Origin of the sequence: Corynebacterium sp. Marseille-Q4381 (assembly GCF_036881695.1) — a bacterium.
Classification (GTDB): Bacteria; Actinomycetota; Actinomycetes; order Mycobacteriales; family Mycobacteriaceae; genus Corynebacterium.
This window is the reverse complement of record NZ_JBAJNR010000001.1, coordinates 101,982-119,477: the sequence shown is the minus strand read 5'-3', so window position 1 is coordinate 119,477 and position 17,496 is coordinate 101,982. Positions and strand designations below refer to the sequence as shown.

General features: G+C 66.2%; 16 protein-coding genes. 6 read left to right on the top strand and 10 right to left on the bottom strand.

From position 1 onward, the window contains the following. The first annotated feature begins 9 nt into the window (after window positions 1-9). Window positions 10-792 (top strand): triose-phosphate isomerase, encoded by a 783-nt coding sequence (gene tpiA, locus V6D40_RS00620; RefSeq protein WP_334265098.1) that lies wholly within the window; start codon window positions 10-12, stop codon window positions 790-792. Window positions 793-881: 89 nt separating this feature from the next. Beyond that, complete coding sequence (gene secG / locus V6D40_RS00615; RefSeq protein ID WP_334265097.1) at window positions 882-1,130, top strand: preprotein translocase subunit SecG; 249 nt, start codon at window positions 882-884, stop codon at window positions 1,128-1,130. Window positions 1,131-1,190: 60 nt separating this feature from the next. Here secG and pgl read toward each other — a convergent pair whose 3' ends face one another. Genes pgl through tkt form a run of 5 tightly spaced genes read right to left on the bottom strand, consistent with a single transcriptional unit; the run spans window position 1,191 to window position 7,677 of the window. Further along, complete coding sequence (gene pgl, locus V6D40_RS00610; RefSeq protein WP_442891868.1) at window positions 1,191-1,925, bottom strand: 6-phosphogluconolactonase; 735 nt, start codon at window positions 1,923-1,925, stop codon at window positions 1,191-1,193. A 1-nt stretch (window position 1,926) separates the two neighbouring features. Further along, window positions 1,927-2,853 (bottom strand): glucose-6-phosphate dehydrogenase assembly protein OpcA, encoded by a 927-nt coding sequence (locus V6D40_RS00605; RefSeq protein ID WP_334265096.1) that lies wholly within the window; start codon window positions 2,851-2,853, stop codon window positions 1,927-1,929. After that, a complete protein-coding gene (zwf, locus tag V6D40_RS00600; protein ID WP_334265095.1) occupies window positions 2,854-4,407 on the bottom strand; it encodes a glucose-6-phosphate dehydrogenase in 1,554 nt (517 codons plus the stop codon). It abuts the gene before it with no gap. After that, entirely contained in the window at window positions 4,404-5,495 is a 1,092-nt protein-coding gene (gene tal, locus V6D40_RS00595; RefSeq protein WP_334265094.1) for a transaldolase, read from the bottom strand. Before tal ends, zwf begins: the two co-directional genes overlap by 4 nt. A 28-nt stretch (window positions 5,496-5,523) precedes the next feature. Then, window positions 5,524-7,677: a transketolase gene (gene tkt / locus V6D40_RS00590; protein ID WP_334288637.1), complete on the bottom strand. Its 2,154-nt coding sequence runs from the start codon at window positions 7,675-7,677 to the stop codon at window positions 5,524-5,526. A gap of 249 nt (window positions 7,678-7,926) precedes the next feature. Between tkt and V6D40_RS00585 the strand changes: the two genes are divergently transcribed. Then, the gene (locus V6D40_RS00585; protein ID WP_334265093.1) at window positions 7,927-8,829 is read left to right on the top strand and encodes a heme o synthase; all 903 of its coding nucleotides are present in this window, start codon (window positions 7,927-7,929) and stop codon (window positions 8,827-8,829) included. A 17-nt stretch (window positions 8,830-8,846) separates the two neighbouring features. Here V6D40_RS00585 and V6D40_RS00580 read toward each other — a convergent pair whose 3' ends face one another. The 5 genes from V6D40_RS00580 to mptB all read right to left on the bottom strand — a co-directional run bounded on the left by V6D40_RS00580 (window position 8,847) and on the right by mptB (window position 14,111). Further along, entirely contained in the window at window positions 8,847-9,815 is a 969-nt protein-coding gene (locus V6D40_RS00580) for a quinone oxidoreductase family protein (protein WP_334265092.1), read from the bottom strand. Window position 9,816: 1 nt separating this feature from the next. Beyond that, window positions 9,817-10,767, bottom strand: a complete 951-nt coding sequence (locus tag V6D40_RS00575) for a COX15/CtaA family protein (RefSeq protein ID WP_334265091.1) — start codon at window positions 10,765-10,767, stop codon at window positions 9,817-9,819. A gap of 72 nt (window positions 10,768-10,839) precedes the next feature. Then, on the bottom strand, window positions 10,840-11,610 hold the full coding sequence (locus V6D40_RS00570; protein ID WP_334265090.1) for a multidrug ABC transporter permease: 771 nt from the start codon (window positions 11,608-11,610) through the stop codon (window positions 10,840-10,842). Window positions 11,611-11,642: 32 nt separating this feature from the next. Further along, the gene (locus V6D40_RS00565) at window positions 11,643-12,566 is read right to left on the bottom strand and encodes an ABC transporter ATP-binding protein (protein ID WP_334265089.1); all 924 of its coding nucleotides are present in this window, start codon (window positions 12,564-12,566) and stop codon (window positions 11,643-11,645) included. Between the two features lie 6 nt (window positions 12,567-12,572). Next, entirely contained in the window at window positions 12,573-14,111 is a 1,539-nt protein-coding gene (gene mptB, locus V6D40_RS00560) for a polyprenol phosphomannose-dependent alpha 1,6 mannosyltransferase MptB (protein WP_334265088.1), read from the bottom strand. Between the two features lie 61 nt (window positions 14,112-14,172). Between mptB and V6D40_RS00555 the strand changes: the two genes are divergently transcribed. From V6D40_RS00555 to sufD, 3 genes are read left to right on the top strand one after another with little or no spacing between them, the layout of a single operon-like run. Continuing rightward, window positions 14,173-14,871: a helix-turn-helix transcriptional regulator gene (locus V6D40_RS00555; protein ID WP_334265087.1), complete on the top strand. Its 699-nt coding sequence runs from the start codon at window positions 14,173-14,175 to the stop codon at window positions 14,869-14,871. A 14-nt stretch (window positions 14,872-14,885) separates the two neighbouring features. Beyond that, window positions 14,886-16,331, top strand: a complete 1,446-nt coding sequence (gene sufB, locus V6D40_RS00550; RefSeq protein WP_334265086.1) for a Fe-S cluster assembly protein SufB — start codon at window positions 14,886-14,888, stop codon at window positions 16,329-16,331. Then, a complete protein-coding gene (gene sufD, locus V6D40_RS00545) occupies window positions 16,331-17,494 on the top strand; it encodes a Fe-S cluster assembly protein SufD (protein ID WP_334265085.1) in 1,164 nt (387 codons plus the stop codon). The genes sufB and sufD overlap by 1 nt, the downstream gene beginning before the upstream one ends. Window positions 17,495-17,496 lie beyond the last annotated feature (2 nt).

The window sequence follows — 17,496 nt, the reverse complement described above, 5'->3', positions numbered from 1 at the left end:
AGGATCACCATGGCACGCAAACCGCTCATCGCGGGCAACTGGAAGATGAACCACGACCACCTCGAGGCAATCCAGAGCGCGCAGAAGCTCGCGTTCGCCTTCCCGAAGGACGGCTACGAGTTTGTCGATGTCGCCTTGACCGTCCCGTTTACCGATCTGCGCTCCATCCAGACGCTGGTTCAGGGGGACAAACTGCAGATCACTTTCGGTGCGCAGGACGTCTCCGCGCACGACAACGGCGCCTACACCGGCGAGATCTCGGCCGCCATGCTCGAGCGTCTCGGCTGCACCTGGGTGGTTGTCGGCCACTCCGAGCGCCGCGAGTACCACGCAGAGAACAACGAGCTGGTCGCCGCGAAAGCCAAGAAGGCGCTCGAGCACAACATCCACCCGATCGTGTGCGTGGGCGAGCCGCTTCAGGTGCGCGAGGCCGGCGAGCACGTGGACTACGTGGTGGAGCAGACCCGCGCGTCGCTGGCGGGCCTGAGCGCAGAAGAGCTCGCCCGAACTGTGATCGCCTACGAGCCGGTGTGGGCAATCGGCACCGGCAAGGTAGCCTCCGCCGGCGACGCGCAAGAAGTGTGCCGCGCTATCCGCGGGCTGGTGCGCGAGTTGGCAGACGAGGACACCGCAAACAGTATCCGCATCCTCTACGGCGGCTCGGTGAAGGTCGACACTGTCGCCGAGATCATCGGCGAGCCCGATGTAGACGGCGGCCTTGTCGGCGGCGCTTCGCTTGACGGCCATGACTTTGCCAAGCTCGCGGCCGCCGCAGCGCAAGCGGTTCAGTAGCCGTGTCTGATTCCTAGGGGCGGGCGGCGGTGGTGTAGGCTGGCCAAAGTTAGACACTAACGGTCTCCAACCTAGGAAGGTTCAACCGCATGGCGCTCGCGCTTCAGATCGTGCTGGTCATCTCCTCGATCCTGATGACGATCTTTGTCCTGCTGCACAAGGGCAAGGGCGGCGGCTTGTCCAGCCTCTTCGGCGGCGGCGTGCAGGCGAACTTGTCCGGCTCGACCACGGTCGAGCGCAACCTGGACCGCGTGACGGTGGTGCTGGCGATTATTTGGATCGCGTGCATCATCGCGCTGAACCTGATCCAGACGTACGCCGCGCCGGTCACGCCGTAGTAGACGGTATGCACAGTAAAAAGCTTCCCGCACCATGCGGGAAGCTTTTTGTTTGTCCAGTTACGACTGGGGAGGAGCCGCGTCCTCGGTGACATAGAGCACTGTTTCGGCTGTACCCTTGGCGCCGGCGGCGGGCCATTCCTCAGGATCGGCTCCGGTAGCCAGCGCTGCCGCCGCTTCCGACTTCTCCTGGCCGGAGACGAGGAACCAGACGCACTCGGCGCGCGCAACCGCGGGCAGGGTCAACGTCGCCCGCTCGGCAGGCGGCTTCGGGGAGTCGGAGACAGCGATGACAATAAGGTCGCGCTCGCGCACGGCGTCGGTGTGAGGGAACAGCGAGTTGATGTGGCCTTCGCCGCCCATCCCGAGCAAGTGCAGGTCGAACCCCTGCGGTGCGACAGCGTTGAGTGTTTCAGCGTAGCGCGCGACCGCCTCGTCCATCGGGCCTCCGTCAAGGCCGTAGCCGTGGATGTGCCGCGCTGGAATGCCGACGCGGTCCAGCAGCGCCTCGCGAGCCTGCCCTTCGTTGGAATCGGGGTGCGTGGGCGCCACGTTGCGCTCGTCGCCGAAGAAAACGTGGACGCGGGACCAGTCGATCTGCTCCGACAGTTCGGGCTCAGCGAGGCGGCGCAGCAGCGCGATGCCGGCGGTGCCGCCGGTCAGCACGAGGCGGGCCACGCCGTCGCCGTGGAGGCCGCCGTCTGCTGAGGACTGGATGTCGCGGACGAGGGAGGTGAGGCGGGACGCGGTGGCGTCGATAAGCGAGGAAAGCTCTGGGAACCTAAGAATCCGCACTTTACGCCTCCTGCACCTGCGCCAGTCCGGCGAGCGCCCTGCCGTAGGTCGCGTCCGAGTCGAGGTGGCGCAGCTCTTCGGCGAGCGACTCCGCGTCGGTGCGGGCGCTGAGCGCGACAAAGGCGTCGGCGTTGCCCGGCACCGACACTTTGACCGTGTGGGCGTCGACGACCTCGACGGTGATCTCGCCGATGTCGGCGATGAAGGTCACCTGGTCGATCTGCGCCGCGTCCTCAGCAGGCCGCTCGGACGACGCCCTGGTCACGGTGACGTTCAACGCCGAGGCGAGCCAACCAGCGGCGACATCCACGCTCGGGTCCTGGGCGCAGCCGGTGATCCTCACCGCGCGGATCTGCGCGTCGGGGCAGCGGTCCAGCGCCGAGGCGACCACTCCGCGCCACGGCGTAATCCGCGACCACATCATGTCCGAATCACCCGGGGTGTAGCCCGTTGTGACCCGGAGCAGGGAGTTGCCGGTCACGTTGTGGTGGGTGTTAGTGATGCGGCGCTGCGCAATGTTGCCCAGCGGCGCCTGCGCGGGGCACGCCGGGGCCGTGGTCGGCCACCACGCCACGATCGGGGTGTCCGGCAGCAGCAGGGGAGTCACCACCGCGTCGAGGTGGTTCGTCAGCTCGCCGCGCAGCCGCATCACCACAACCTCGGATGCGCCGGCGTCGGCGGCAACGAGCACTTCAGCGTCGAGCGAGGTTGGCTCTGCCGGATCGCCGATGATCAGCACCAGGACGCGAGCGGGATGCTCGCGGGTGGCGGTGCGCAAGGTGGAAAGGATCGCGTCGACGTCGTCGATTGCCCTCACGGCTACGAGAAGCGTGAGCACGCGGCCGGTGGCGAGCGAGTAGTTTTCGCGCGCCGCGACCAGTGTGTTCGCGATCTCGCGCGTGGTCGTGTTCTTCAGGGTGAGGATCATTTACGGGCGCCTCCATTCGCGGCCGTCTTTCGCCAGCATGTCGTGCGCGGACTTCGGGCCCCACGTCCCCGCGGCGTACTCGTCCGGCCGGCCGTTGTCGGCCCAGAAGTTGAGGATTGGGTCGAGGATCTCCCAGCTGCGCTCCACCTCGTCGTTGGTGGGGAAGAGGCTCGACTCGTCCAACAGCGCGTCGAGGATGAGCCGCTCGTACGCCTCCGGCGACTGCTCGGTGAACGCCTCGGAGTACGAAAAGTCCATGTTCACGTCGCGGACCTCGAAGGTTGATCCGGGCACCTTGGAGCCGAAGCGCATGAGCACGCCCTCGTCCGGCTGGATCCGGATCACTACGGCGTTGTTGGTGAGGAGATCTGTTTGGCCCTCGGTGAAAGGCTGGTAGGGCGGGCGCTTGAACACCAGCGCGATCTCCGTCACGCGGCGACCGAGGCGCTTGCCGGTGCGCAGGTAGAACGGCACGCCAGCCCAGCGCCGCGAGTTGATCTGCAGCGTGCAGGCCGCGAACGTCTCTGTGGTGGATTCCGGGTCGAAGCCCTCTTCCTCCCTTAAACCCACCACGTGCTCGGAGCCCTGCCACCCGGCAGTGTATTGGCCCCGCGCGGTGGTCTCGGAGAACGGTTCGACGGGAAAGGTCGCCCGAAGCACCTTGAGCTTTTCTGCTTTGAGACGCCGCGGGGAAAACGACGTCGGCTCCTCCATCGCCACCAGCGCGAGCAGTTGGATGAGGTGGTTCTGGATCACGTCGCGCGCGGCCCCGATACCGTCGTAGTAACCCGCGCGCCCGCCGAGGCCGATGTCCTCTGCCATGGTGATCTGCACGTGGTCGATGTAGTGGGCGTTCCACACCGGCTCGAACATCTCGTTGGAGAACCGCAGGGCGAGGATGTTCTGCACCGTTTCCTTGCCCAGGTAGTGGTCGATGCGGAAGACCGCGTTCTCAGGAAAGACCGAGTTGACCACCGAGTTAAGCTCGACGGCCGATTCCCGGTCGTGTCCGAACGGCTTCTCGATGATGACGCGGCGCCACCGCGACGCGCCGTTGTCCCCCTCCTGCGCCGCCATGCCGCAGCGGTCGAGTTGGTGGACGACGTTGGCGAAGTGCTCTGGCGGGACCGAGAGGTAAAACGCCCAGTTGCCTCCCGTGCCGCGTGTAGCGTCCATCTCCTCCAGCTGGGCAGCGAGTTTGTCGAAAGCTGCGTCGTCGTCGAAAGCGCCGGTGACGAAGTGCATGCCTTCTGCGAGCCGCGCCCAGACGTTCTCGTTGAACGTGGTGCGGGCGGACGACGTCACAGCCTCGCGGACGTAATCCTCGAAGTCTTGCTTCGACCACTCGCGGCGGCCGAAGCCCACGAGGGTGAACCCGGCCGGCAGCAAGCCGCGGCTGGCAAGGTCGTACACCGCCGGCAGCAGCTTCTTGCGCGCGAGGTCGCCGGTCACGCCGAAGATGACCATGCCGGACGGGCCTGCGATGCGGGGCAGGCGGGTGTCGTCCAAGGCGCGGAGCGGGTTTGCTAGCGGCGCTGGATTCGGACGAGTCACTTGAGGTTTTCCTCCATGTTGTCGAGCAGTTCCTGCCACGCGTCGACGAACTTCTCCACGCCCTCGCGCTCCAGTACGTCCACAACGTCCTCGACGTCGATACCGGCGGCGGCGAGCTGGTCAAAGATAGCCTGCGAAGCCTCGGCGGTGCCCGTCAGGGTGTCGCCGCCGACACGGTCGCCGGCGATAGCGGCGTCGATCGTCGCCTCCGGCATGGTGTTCACCGTATCCGGGCCCGCCAGTTCCACGACGTACATGTCGGCGGGGTAGTCGGGGTTCTTCACGCCGGTGGACGCCCACAGCGGGCGCTGCTTGTTCGCACCGGCTGGGAGTTCGGTCATGGCGGTGTCCGAGAACTCGTCGAGGAAGAGCTGGTACGCCAACCGGGCGTTCGCGATACCCGCCTTGCCTTTCAGCGCCAGTGCCTCATCGGTGCCGATGGCGTCCAGGCGCTTGTCCACCTCGGTATCCATGCGGGAGATGAAGAAGGACGCAACCGAGTGAATGCTCGACACGTCGTGGCCGTTCTTGGCCGCCTCGGCGATGCCGCGTTTGTAGGCCTCGATCACCTGGCGGTAGCGCTCCACAGAGAAGATGAGGGTGACGTTGACGGAAATGCCCTCGGCGAGGGAGGCGGTGATCGCCGGCAGCGACTCGTCGGTCGCCGGGATCTTGATCATCGCGTTCTCGCGGCCGACAAGCTTCCACAGTTCCGCTGCTTGGGCAACGGTTTTCTCCTCGTCGGCGGCGTATCGGGGGTCGACCTCGATGGACACGCGGCCGTCCTTGCCCCCGGTGCGCTCGAAAGTGTCGCGGAATTCGTCGCAGGCGTCTTGGACATCTTTGACGCTCATGGCGTACACCGCTGCGTCGGCAAGCGAGCTTTCCTTGCGAAGCGTGGCGAGCTGCTCGTCGTAGGCGTTGCCGGCAGACATGGCACCTGCGAAGATTGCCGGGTTGGTGGTTACGCCGACGATGGACTTGTCGCGCTTGACCTGCGCCAAGTTGCCGGTCGTGATGCGCTCGCGGGAGAGGTCGTCGAGCCAGGTGGAGGTGCCTAGCTGGTAGAGATCATCGATCGCGGTCATGTGGTGTTCGGTTCCTTTCGTGCGGCAGTTACTTGCCGTCGCCGCGGGTTGGTTCGGACTCGGTATCGCCGACGCGCTCGCTGGTCGGGACGGTGCGGTTGTTGGCCACGCAGTCGAGCGTCTCGCGTGCGACGCGCACCACGTTGTCGGTGGTGAAACCAAAGCGCTCGAACAGCTCGGCGCCCGGTGCGGAGGCACCGAAGTGCTCCAGCGAGACGGCGCGACCGTGCTCACCGAGGAAGCGGAACCACGGCATTGAGACACCGGCCTCGACCGACACGCGGGCCTTCACCTCGCGCGGGAGCACCTCGTCGATGTAGTCGTCGCCCTGCTCCATGAACCAGTCCATGGACGGCACGGACACCACGCGCGTTGCGGTGCCCTCGGCCTCGAAGACCTTGGCGGCCTCGACCGCGTACTGCACCTCCGAGCCGGAGGCCATGAGGATCAGATCTGGGGTGGCCTTCGAGCCTTCGACGAGCACGTACGCGCCTCGCGCCACGCCCTCAAACGCCTTCTGCTTCGTGCCTTCGAGCACTGGCAGGTTCTGGCGCGACAGCGCGAGCGCCTTCGGCTGCTCCTTGGACTCGAGCGCTGCCTTCCACGCTGCGGAAGTCTCGTTCGCGTCCGCCGGGCGGATCACCGCGAGGTCCGGGATAGCGCGCAGCGCCGCGAGCGTTTCGACCGGCTGGTGGGTCGGGCCGTCCTCGCCGAGGCCGATGGAGTCGTGGGTGAACACGTAGTAGCCGTCGATGCCGGAAAGCGCCGCAACGCGGATGGCGGGGTAGAGGTACTCCGAGAAGATCAGGAACGTGCCGCCGTAGACGCGGGTCGGGCCGTGCAGGGCGATGCCGTTCATGATGGAGCCCATCGCGTGCTCGCGGATGCCGAAGTGGAGGTTGCGGCCGTAGGGCTCGGCGGTGAAGATGTCGGTGGAGATCGAGCGCGGGCCGAAGGACGCCACGCCCTTGATCAACGTGTTGTTGGACCCGGCGAGGTCGGCGGAGCCGCCCCACAGCTCAGGCAGTGCCTTTGCCGCGACCTGGATGGCGGATTCAGACGCCTTGCGGGTGGCGATACCCTTCTCGTCCGGCTCCCACGTCGGGAAGGCAAGTTCGCCCTCGCCCCAGCCGGCCGGCAGCTCGCGCGCGATGAGGCGGTCGAGCAGCTGCTTGCGCTCCGGGTTGCGCTCGGCCCACGCGGTGAACTTCTCCTCCCAGGCGCTGCGGTACTCGGCCGCGCGCTCGCCCAGCTTGCGAGTGTGGGCGATGACCTCAGCCTCCTCCGGGAAGGTCGCCTCAGTGTCGAAGCCGAGCACCTCCTTGACGCGGGCGATCTCGTCAGGCCCGAGGGCGGCGCCGTGGACCGCGCCGGTGTTCATCATGGTCGGGGCGGGGTAGCCGATCACGGTCTTAACGCGGATGATGGTCGGTTTAGCCGTTTCGGCCTTGGCCTTCTCGACAGCCTTCTCAATAGCGACGACGTCCTCGCCGGACTCGACGGTCAGCGTCTGCCAGCCGTAGGCCTCGTAGCGCTTCAGCACGTCCTCGGTGAACGCGATCTGCGTGTCGTCCTCGATGGAGATGCGGTTGTCGTCCCAGAACAGGATGAGGTTGCCCAGTTCTTGGGTGCCGGCGAGCGACGACGCCTCCGAGGTGACGCCCTCCTGCAGGCAGCCGTCGCCCGCGATGACGTAAATGAAGTGGTCGAACGGCGATTCGCCGGCAGCTGCGTCCGGGTCGAGCAGGCCGCGCTCGCGGCGGGCGGCCATGGCCATGCCTACCGCGGAGGCGAGGCCCTGGCCGAGAGGGCCCGTGGTGATCTCAATGTGGTCTGTGTGGTTGTACTCCGGGTGGCCCGGCGTCTTCGAGGCCCAGGTGCGAAGCGCCTTGAGGTCGTCGAGCTCCAACCCGAAGCCGCCGAGGTAGAGCTGGACGTACTGCGTGAGCGAGGAGTGGCCGTTGGAGAGTACGAAGCGGTCGCGCCCAATCCAGTCCTTGTCGCGCGGGTCGACGTGCATCACCCGCTGGAACAGGGTGTAGGCCAGCGGTGCCAGCGACATTGCGGTGCCGGGGTGGCCGGAGCCGCAGTGCTCCACGGCGTCGGCGGCGAGGACGCGGGCTGTGTCGACCGCGCGGGTGTCCGTATCGGTCCAGTCCTTGGGGTAGTTGCGGACGGTCATAGCCTGAAGCGGCTCGGGCAGCGTCGGCTGGTTCACAGTTTCCTCGCTTGGGTCTCGTGGGGGCAGTGAAGGTCATACAAATCCTACAAGCTCCCTCCCCGCACCGTGAGCGCGAGGCGAGCGGTGGGGGACGTGTCCGATTCCGTACGAGAGGCGGGTCGGGGTTAGTATCAACCGAAGGAATGATGCGGGGGCGCTCCGCTGCGCCCTTAAGAATGAATTTTCAAACGCCACGGCGAAGGAGAAGTGTTGGAGACCATCAAGGCGTATTTCGCGTTGACGAAGCCGAGGGTCATCGAGCTGCTCCTCGTCGCCGCGATCCCCGCCATGCTCCAAGCCAACCGCGGCGAGGTTGACCTCTGGCTCGTGCTGGGCACCCTCTTCGGCGGCTGGATGGGCGCTGGCGCCGCCAACACCTTCAACATGGTCGCCGACTACGACATCGACCAGAAGATGGGGCGCACGCGCGCCCGCCCGCTGGTGCGCCACCGCGTGACCAAGGAAAAAGCGGCGGTCTTCGCTTGGGCCCTGCTCATCGCCTCGGTGCTCTGGCTCGGGTTCGTCTGCAACTCCTGGCTCGCCGCGGCATTCATCGTTTTCACGAACTTCTTCTACATCTTCGTCTACACGAAATGGTTGAAGCGCAGGACGTGGCAGAACGTGATCTGGGGCGGCGCGGCCGGCTGCATGCCCGTCCTCGTCGGCTGGGCGGTCATCCGCGACAACGTCCACGACGGCTCCCCGGACCACTGGTGGCAGGCCGTGGTGATGTTCATGATCATCTTCTTCTGGACACCGCCGCACACGTGGGCCCTGGCGATGAAGTACCGCGACGACTACGCCCGCGCGAACGTACCGATGCTGCCTGTCGTGGCCACGCCGACCGAGACCACGCGCAAGATCGTGGTCTACTCGTGGCTCACTGTTGCCACCTCGCTGCTTCTCGTGCCCGCGGCGTCGTGGATCTACCTGATCACCGCACTCGTGTCCGGGGCCGTGTTCCTTGTGGTTGCGACCAAGCTTTACAGCGGCGTGAAGGCAGGGGAGAAGGTCAAGCCGCTGAAGCTGTTCATCCTGTCGAACAACTACCTCGCGGCGCTCTTCCTCGGCCTGTCCGTGGACGCGGTGCTCGGCCTGCCCACGCTGCTGTAGCTTGACGGCGCCGTCAGCTACTGCTCGCTGACCCGCAGGACGACCGAACCGGTTGTTTTACGCGCCTGCAAGTCCTCGTGCGCCTGCTTCGCGTCGGCGAGGTCGTAAGGCGGGTGGATGCGGAACGTGAGCGTGCCGTCCTCGACACCGCGCGCGACCGCCTGGGCCCGCATGCGGAACTCGTCGTCGGACGCGGTGTAGTCGTCTAGTTTCGGCCGGGTGAGGAAGAGGGAGCCGGCGCGGTTCAGCCGCTGGATCTCGAAGGGCTCCACGTCGCCGGAGGCGGAGCCGAAAGATGCGACGAGACCGCGCGGGCGGCACACCTCGAGCGCGAAATCGAACGTGTCCTTTCCCACCCCGTCGAAGACCACGTCGACGCCGCGGCCGTCGTTCGCGTCTTTGATCTGGGCCGCCAAGTCGTCCGCGTAGGTGAAGACGTGGGTGGCGCCCGCCTCCCGGGCGAGCTCAGCCTTCTCTTCGGTGGAGACAACTGAGAAGATCGACGCGCCTTTCGCCGCGGCCATCTGGGTGAGGATGAGGCCCACACCACCGGCGCCCGCGGTCACAACCAGCGAGGTGTCTTCGGTGACGGGGTAGACAGACTCGGTGAGGTAGTGCGCGGTCATGCCCTGCAGCAGCATGGAGGCCGCGACTGCCTCGTCGACTCCCTCCGGCACGGCAACGACGCGGCCGCGGTCCACCACGACCTGCTCGGCGTATGAGCCGGGTCCGCGGTTCCACGCCACCAGCGTGCCCTCCGCGATCTCCCCCTTGGGGTCGTGCGCGACGCGGCCGCAGCCCTCGGTGCCGGGGATGTACGGCAGATCCTGCGGGTAGGAACCGGAGCGGAAGTAGGTGTCGATGTAGTTGATGCCGGCAAACGCGACGTCGATAAGCAACTGCTCCTGCGTCGGCTCAGGGGCCTCCACGTCGGTGTAGCGCAATACCTCGGGTCCGCCGTGCTCGGTGACATAAATTGCCTTCATGTCACTTCAGCGTAGGCAACCTGCGCTTCCCGTGCGAGTACAAGAACGCGGAAAAAGCGACCACCATGGAGCTCATCCCAATGTGCGCGGGGATGGTCCAGCGCGGCACACCGAGGCGGAACTGCGTCACGCCGATGGCCCACTGGACGACGATGAGCGCCACCAGCACCAAGGAGGTGTTGAACGCGTCCTTCGGCGCGTTGTGCTTGCGCAGCAGGTAGACAGCCACCAGAGTGCAGATGAGGTAGACGTACATGCACGCGGCGTGGACGTAGGCGAGCATGGCCGTGTCGAGCTCGAGGCGGCCTTCCATGCCCACGCCGGAGTCTCCAGAGTGGGGGCCGGAGCCGGTGACCATGGTGCCGGTGATCAGCACCAGGCACAGCGCGGCGGCAGCGAGCACGACCAGCGTGCGCACGGAGTTGGGGTAGCGCTCGGTTGGCGCGGCGTTGTCGGGCTCGGCGACGCGCATGTACAGCATCGCCGCGACCCAGACGAGCACCATCGAGGGTAAGAAGTGCACGGCCACCGACCACCAACGCAGGTCGAGCAGCACCGAAATGCCGCCGATGACGGCTTGCAGCACCACGCCGAGCAGCGAAATCCAGGCTAGGGTCTTGATCTCCCGCCGGCGCCCGGCCTTCTTCACTGCCAGCAGAACGGCAACGGCTGCAGCGGCGACGACGAAGGTGAGCAGGCGGTTGCCGAACTCGATCGCCTGGTGAATCCACGGCGCCGCGCCCTCAACGGGCACGAGCGAGCCCTCGTGGCACAGCGGCCACGTGTTGCAACCCAGGCCGGAGCCGGTGACGCGCACCAGCGACCCGGTCACCGTAATGCCGCCCTGGCACACCAGCAGGATCATCGCAAGCGTGCGCTGCAAGCTTATCGACGGCCCCTCAGCCGCCAACCCAGTATCGCCGCCGTTCGTCGCGGGCGCGGTGGTGCTCACTGTCGAACCTCTCCAACTTTTGTTTGATGCTCGTTGTTTCGGGGCAGTCTATCGCGCGCGGGGGCCAAACACCTAGCCGTCGAAGCGGAACCAGCGCTCGGCGCCGCCGACGCCGATAGCACCCCAGACAGCCAGCGAAAGCCACGCCCAGGCGTTGAAGGCGACGTGGAGGGCCTGTGTGAGCGCACCGGCCAGAGCCACCGTCGGGACAGCGTTCCACCAGCCGGCGTGGGCAACATCACCCGAATACGCCACCCAGCCGAGGATGCCCATGAACGCGACCCAGATGAGGTTTGCCAGCGCGAGCACTACTTCTGAGCTCAGGGTGCCGCCCATGAGCATGCCGAGCGAGGTGAACACCGCCACGCCGATCAGCAAAACCGCAAGGCCGGCGAGCGCACCAACGAGGCTGACGCGCCAGCCGAGGAACACCGCAAGCGCACCCAGCACCGCGATCTGCACGGCTACGGTGGCAAGCACGCCGATGATTTTGCCTGCGATGATCACCCACGGAGGCACCCCGGATGCGCCGGTGCGCTTCAGAGCGCCGTAGCGCCGGTCGAACGCGAGCGCGATGGCCTGGCCGGTGAACCCGGCGGAGGTCGCGGCGACAGCGAAGACCATCGGCACAAGGGTGTTGAAATCGATGTCGCCGAATACCGGCGCCACAGCAGCAGCGATAAGCAGACCTGCCGGGATCAGTAGGTTCAGCAGGATCTGCTCGCCGTGCCGCAGCATGAGCTTCGACTCGATCTTGCCCTGCGCAACAGCCATTTGGCTGAAGGTGGCCCGCCGCGGGGCGGGGGAGAAAACGCCGTGGTCGAGCTGCGGGCTTGTCTCCATGCTGGACTCCTTCTCTTCTCGTCTGGCCGGATCTAACTGCGGAGCTGGCGCCCGGTGACGTCCAAGAACACGTCTTCGAGCGTGCGGTGCGACACCCGCAGGTCCGTGATCTGCACCTTTTGCCGCTCCGCCTCGAGCGCAACCGCGGAAACAGCGGCGGGGGTCATCTCTCCCAACACCCGGTAGTGCTGATGGCGGGTCTCGCGCACTTTGCAACCGAAGGGGGCGAGCTGGCTTCCGAGGGCGTCAGGGTCGAGTGGGGAGGCCGTGATCACCGTGGTGGTTGGGGAGCCGGCGTGGGCGGTGAGCTCGGCTGGGGTCCCCTGGGCGACGACCGTGCCGCGGTCAATCACCACGACGCGGTCGGCGAGGGACTCGGCCTCGTCCATCAGATGGGTCGTGAGGATGACCGTGGTGCCGTCGCGGCGCAGCGCGGTGATGATGTCCCACACAGCGGCACGGGATTGGGCGTCCATGCCGGCGGTGGGCTCGTCCAAAAACACCAGCTCGGGCCGGCCGATAATCGCCAGGGCGAGCGAGAGCCGCTGCGCCTGGCCGCCAGAGAGCCTGCGGTAGGTGGTGTTTTCCACCCCGCGCAGGCCGAGCAGGTCGATCAGCCAATCCGGGTCGTGCGGGTCGACGTTGTACGACGCGGCGAGATTGAGCATCTCGCGCACTGTCACGCCCGAATACGAACCGCCGCCCTGCAGCATGATGCCGATGCGCTCGCGCACTTTCTGCGGTTGCTTGGCCGGGTCAATGCCGAGGACCCGGATCTCACCGGAGTCGGGGCGGGCGAAACCTTCACACATGTCCAGGGTGGTGGACTTGCCTGCGCCGTTCGGGCCCAAAAGTGCCAGGACTTGGCCCTGCGGAGCGGCAAAACTCAAACCGTCGACCGCCACCTTTTCGCCGAAGCGCTTGACCACATCGGTGACAACCAGCGCGTTTTCCATGGCTCGTCAGTGTAGTCGCGCAGGCGTCCTACGCCGGAACCAGAGCCACGCCGCGCCGGCGATCAGCGCCACCGAGGCGAACGCGCCCGCGTAGACCACAGCGACCTCGTTCGGCTCCATCGAGCTGCCAAGGGGAAGGACGACGAAGCAGATAGCGGCGCTGAAGACGGCGAGGCCTGCTCGCACAAGCAACCGCCGCTCGCTCGCTGCGAGCGCCGGGATAGCCCAGAGCGGGTACCACGGCTGAACGACGGGGAACAGCGCGACGAGAACGAGCGTGGATAAACCCATCGCGTGCACCGGATGCTGCTTGCCGTTGAGCGTCTCGAACAGCTTGCGCACCATGTAGGCGACCGCGATGGTGAACCCGAGGCCGCGGGTGAACGAGATGAGACCGTCGGTGTGGTCTCCAAGCCCCAGCCACTCGCCGACGTTGCTCAGTATGATCCCGGCCTCGGTGGTCATGGACAGCCAGCTGCGGATCTCGGCCGCGCCGCCTTGGACGAACAGCCACCCGTTGGTGGTGTGGGCGATCGCCGCGACCACTACCGCGGTAGAGGCGAGAGCGGCGAGCTGGAAGAGTGCCGCTGCCCCGACTGCGGTGACAGTTCCGAGACGCGGGCGCGTCACGCGGGCGAGCGCCATGCCGGTGAAGCCGAGCGCGATGAAACCGGAAACCTTCACCAGCCCGGCGCAGGAGATCAACGCGCTCGAGGCGGTGAACAACGTCCAGCTGCGCACGGCACCCTCGTCGAGCGCCCGCAGGCCGACTTCGAGGCCTGCAAGCATGAAAGCGAGCATGATTGCCTCGTTGTGGATTCCCCCGACCAGGTGCAGCACCACCAACGGGTTAAGCAGACCCAGCCACAGCGCGGATCCCGGGGATACGCCGCGGCGGCGGGCAAGCGCGGCGAGCGCCCACGCGCACACGAGTAGCGCGGCAATGCCGACGAGCCGGTGCATGATAATCGCCGCGCGAACGTCGTCGCCGGAGAGCACCGAGATCGCCGCGGACACTCCGAGCGCAACCGGGCCGTAAGGGCTGGGGGAGTCAGACCAGATCTTCGGCACGTTCTGCGCCAGCGGGTCGCCGCGTCCGAGCAGGGTCACGGGTCCACCCGAGAAGGGGTCCAAGCCGCGGTGCACCGCCGCGCCCTGCGCGAGGTAGGAGTACACGTCCTGGGAAAACAGCGGGGCGGTGACGACCAGGGGTGCCGACCACCACAAGAACGTGGTCACACTGTCGCGCACATCGCCGCGCGCGGCGCGGGGTCCCATGCCCAACCACGCAGCGACCATAACGGCTGCGCCGACGAACACCGCCGCGTTGGAGACGATTACCTCGGTGTCGGTGGCCTCTGCGGTCGCCGGAAGGGCGCCGCCGCGCCAGCCGCCGAGGGCGACGATCACAGCGCCGATAAGGCCCACCACTCGAAGGGCCCCGTGGTGAGGGAGGGAATCGAGCGCGGGGAGATTGTAGGAGACGGCGTGGCGTCGATAAGCGAAATGCTCCTGGGTTCCCCCGACCCGCTGCGGCGAAATCATTTAGCACACACTAGTGTTGTGAAAAGGCCCTGAGAAATCGACGCTGGAAAGAGGTGAGGCAATGGCTGAGCGAACAAATGTTGGGGAGACCCGCCGCGCGGTCATGTCGCAGCTTCTCAAGCGCGGGCCGGTCACCGCCACCGAACTGGGCGAGGCCCTCGAACTGTCGGCCGCTGGGGTGCGCAGGCACCTCGACGCGCTGGTGGTGGAGGGCATTGCCGAGGAATGCGAACCCAACGCCGTCGCCGGGGCGGAAGCAACGCGCGGCCGCCCGGCGAAACACTTCCGCCTTACCGACTCCGGCCGCGCGCACTTTGGCACCGGGTACGGCGACCTCGCTAAAGACGCGGTGGACGTGATCGAGAACCTTGGCGGCCAAGAAGCGGTGCGCGACCTCGCCAGCGCCCGGATCCGGAAGATCCTTGCGGGTGTGAGCACCGACGGCGCGGTGGAGGACGTGGTCAAAGATGTCGCTTCCGCGCTGGAGAGCTACGGCTACGCCACTACCGTGACCAAGGCCGCCGGAGGCATCCAGCTGTGCCAGCACCACTGCCCGGTTGCCGCGGTTGCGGCCGAGCACCCGGAACTGTGCGAAGCAGAGCACGAGCTCATTGCAGAGCTTGTGGGCAGCCACATTCAGTCGCTGGCCTTGATCGCGGACGGCAACGGAATTTGCACGACGAACATTCCGTTAACGGACGTGAACCAGCCTTACGCAGGGCAGCGAAAAAACCAGACAACAACGAGCTTTCAAAGCTAAGGAGCGGACACACAATGACGAAAGCAACTCCCGCACCCGGCCTTGAGACGCCGATGAACGATGACGAGATCATCAACTCCATCGGCGCCTACAACTACGGGTGGCACGACTCGGACGTCGCGGGCGCGTCGGCTCGCCGCGGCCTCAGCGAGGACGTGGTGCGCGACATCTCCGGCATCAAGAACGAGCCGGAATGGATGCTCAACCAGCGCCTGAAGGCACTCGAGATCTTTGAGAAGAAGCCGATGCCGACCTGGGGCGCGGACCTTTCCGACATTGATTTTGACAACATCAAGTATTACGTCCGCTCCACTGAGGAGCAGGCCCAGAGCTGGGACGACTTGCCCGAGGACATCAAGAACACCTACGACAAGCTGGGTATCCCCGAGGCCGAGAAGCAGCGCCTCGTGGCCGGCGTCGCCGCTCAGTACGAGTCCGAGGTGGTCTACCACCAGATCCGCGAGGACCTCGAAGAAAAGGGTGTCATCTTCGTCGACACCGACACCGGCTTGCGCGAGTACCCGGAGCTGTTCCAGGAGTACTTCGGATCCGTTATTCCGGCCGGCGACAACAAGTTCTCCGCCCTGAACTCTGCAGTGTGGTCCGGCGGGTCTTTCATCTACGTGCCGAAGGGCGTGCACGTGGATATCCCGCTGCAGGCCTACTTCCGCATCAACACGGAGAACATGGGCCAGTTCGAGCGCACCCTGATCATCGTCGACGAGGACGCGTACGTGCACTACGTGGAGGGCTGCACCGCTCCGATCTACAAGTCGGACTCTCTGCACTCCGCCGTGGTTGAGATCATTGTGAAGAAGGGCGGCCGCTGCCGCTACACCACGATTCAGAACTGGTCGAGCAACGTTTACAACCTCGTGACCAAGCGCGCCCGCGCCGAGGAAGGCGCAACGATGGAGTGGGTCGACGGCAACATCGGCTCCAAGGTCACCATGAAGTACCCGGCTGTGTGGATGACTGGTGAGCACGCCCGCGGCGAGGTGCTCTCTGTGGCGTTCGCAGGCGAGGGCCAGTTCCAGGACACGGGCGCGAAGATGGTGCACCTGGCTCCGCACACCTCCTCGTCGGTGGTGTCGAAGTCCGTTGCCCGCGGTGGTGGCCGCAGCGCGTACCGCGGCTTGATCCAGGTCAACGCGAACGCGCACCACTCCGTGTCGAACGTGGAATGCGACGCGCTCTTGGTCGACGACATTTCCCGTTCTGACACGTACCCGTACAACGACATCCGCAACGACCGCGTGACGCTGGGCCACGAGGCGAAGGTGTCGAAGGTCAGCGAGGAGCAGCTGTTCTACCTCATGTCCCGCGGCATTGCCGAGGAAGAGGCGATGGCGATGATCGTGCGCGGCTTCGTCGAGCCGATTGCTAAGGAGCTGCCGATGGAGTACGCCCTCGAGCTGAACCGCCTTATTGAGCTGCAAATGGAAGGATCTGTGGGCTAGTGACCACGCCAGTAGGAAACGCAACAACGCACAACAACAAGGGCGACCTGTTCCAGTCGTTCGACGTCGCCGACTTCCCGGTCCCAGGCGGGCGCGACGAGGTTTGGCGCTTCATCCCGCTCCGCAGGCTGCGCGGGTTGCACGACGGCACGTTCCCGGCGCAGGTTGAGGAGCAGGTGCTTGTCGACGCACCGTCGAACGTCACCGTCGACCACCTCGATTCCAGCGACGAGCGCCTGCGGGTGGCCGGCGGTCCGGTCGACCGCGTCGCCGCCCAGGCGTGGACGTCCGCCGAGCGCGGCACTGTCATCTCCGTGCCGGACGAGGCAATGCTTGACACCCCGATCGTGATCACCATCACCGGTGCCGGCGAGGATGCCACCACGTTCAGCAACATTCTCGTTGAGACAGGCCGCAATTCTCAGGCCACGGTTATCGTGCGCTACGCGGGCACCGGCATCCACGCCGACAACGTGAACTGGCACATCGGCGAGGGCTCCCACGTCAACGCCGTGGTGGACACCAACTGGGACCGCGGCGCGATCCACATCGGCCAGCAATCCATCCGGGTGAACCGCGACTCCGTGCTGCGCCACAGCGTCGCGGCGTTCGGCGGCGAGATCGTGCGCCTGACTCCGCGCGTCACTTTCGCCGCGCCGGGCGCCGACGTGGAGCTGACCGGCGTCTACTTCGCTGACGACGGTCAGTACATCGAGAACCGGATGCTGGTGGACCACTCAGTGCCCAACTGCCGCTCCAACGTCCTGTACAAGGGCGCGCTCCAGGGCAACCCCTCTTCCGGCCTGCCCGAGGCCCGCACCTGCTGGGTGGGCGACGTGCTGATCCGCGCGAACGCGAAGGGCACCGACACCTACGAAACGAACCGCAACCTGGTGCTTACCGACGGTGCCCGCGCGGACGCGGTGCCGAACCTGGAGATCGAGACCGGCCAGATCGCTGGCGCGGGTCACGCCGCCACCGTCGGCCGCTTCGACGACGACCAGCTGTTCTACCTCCGTTCCCGCGGCATCCCGGAGGCGGAGGCGACGCGCCTGATCATCCGCGGCTTCTTCAATGAGGTCTTGAACCAAATCCCGGTGGAATCGGTGCGCGAGGAGCTCATCGCGCGCGTAGCCGGCGAGCTCGAGCAGAACAACAACTAAAG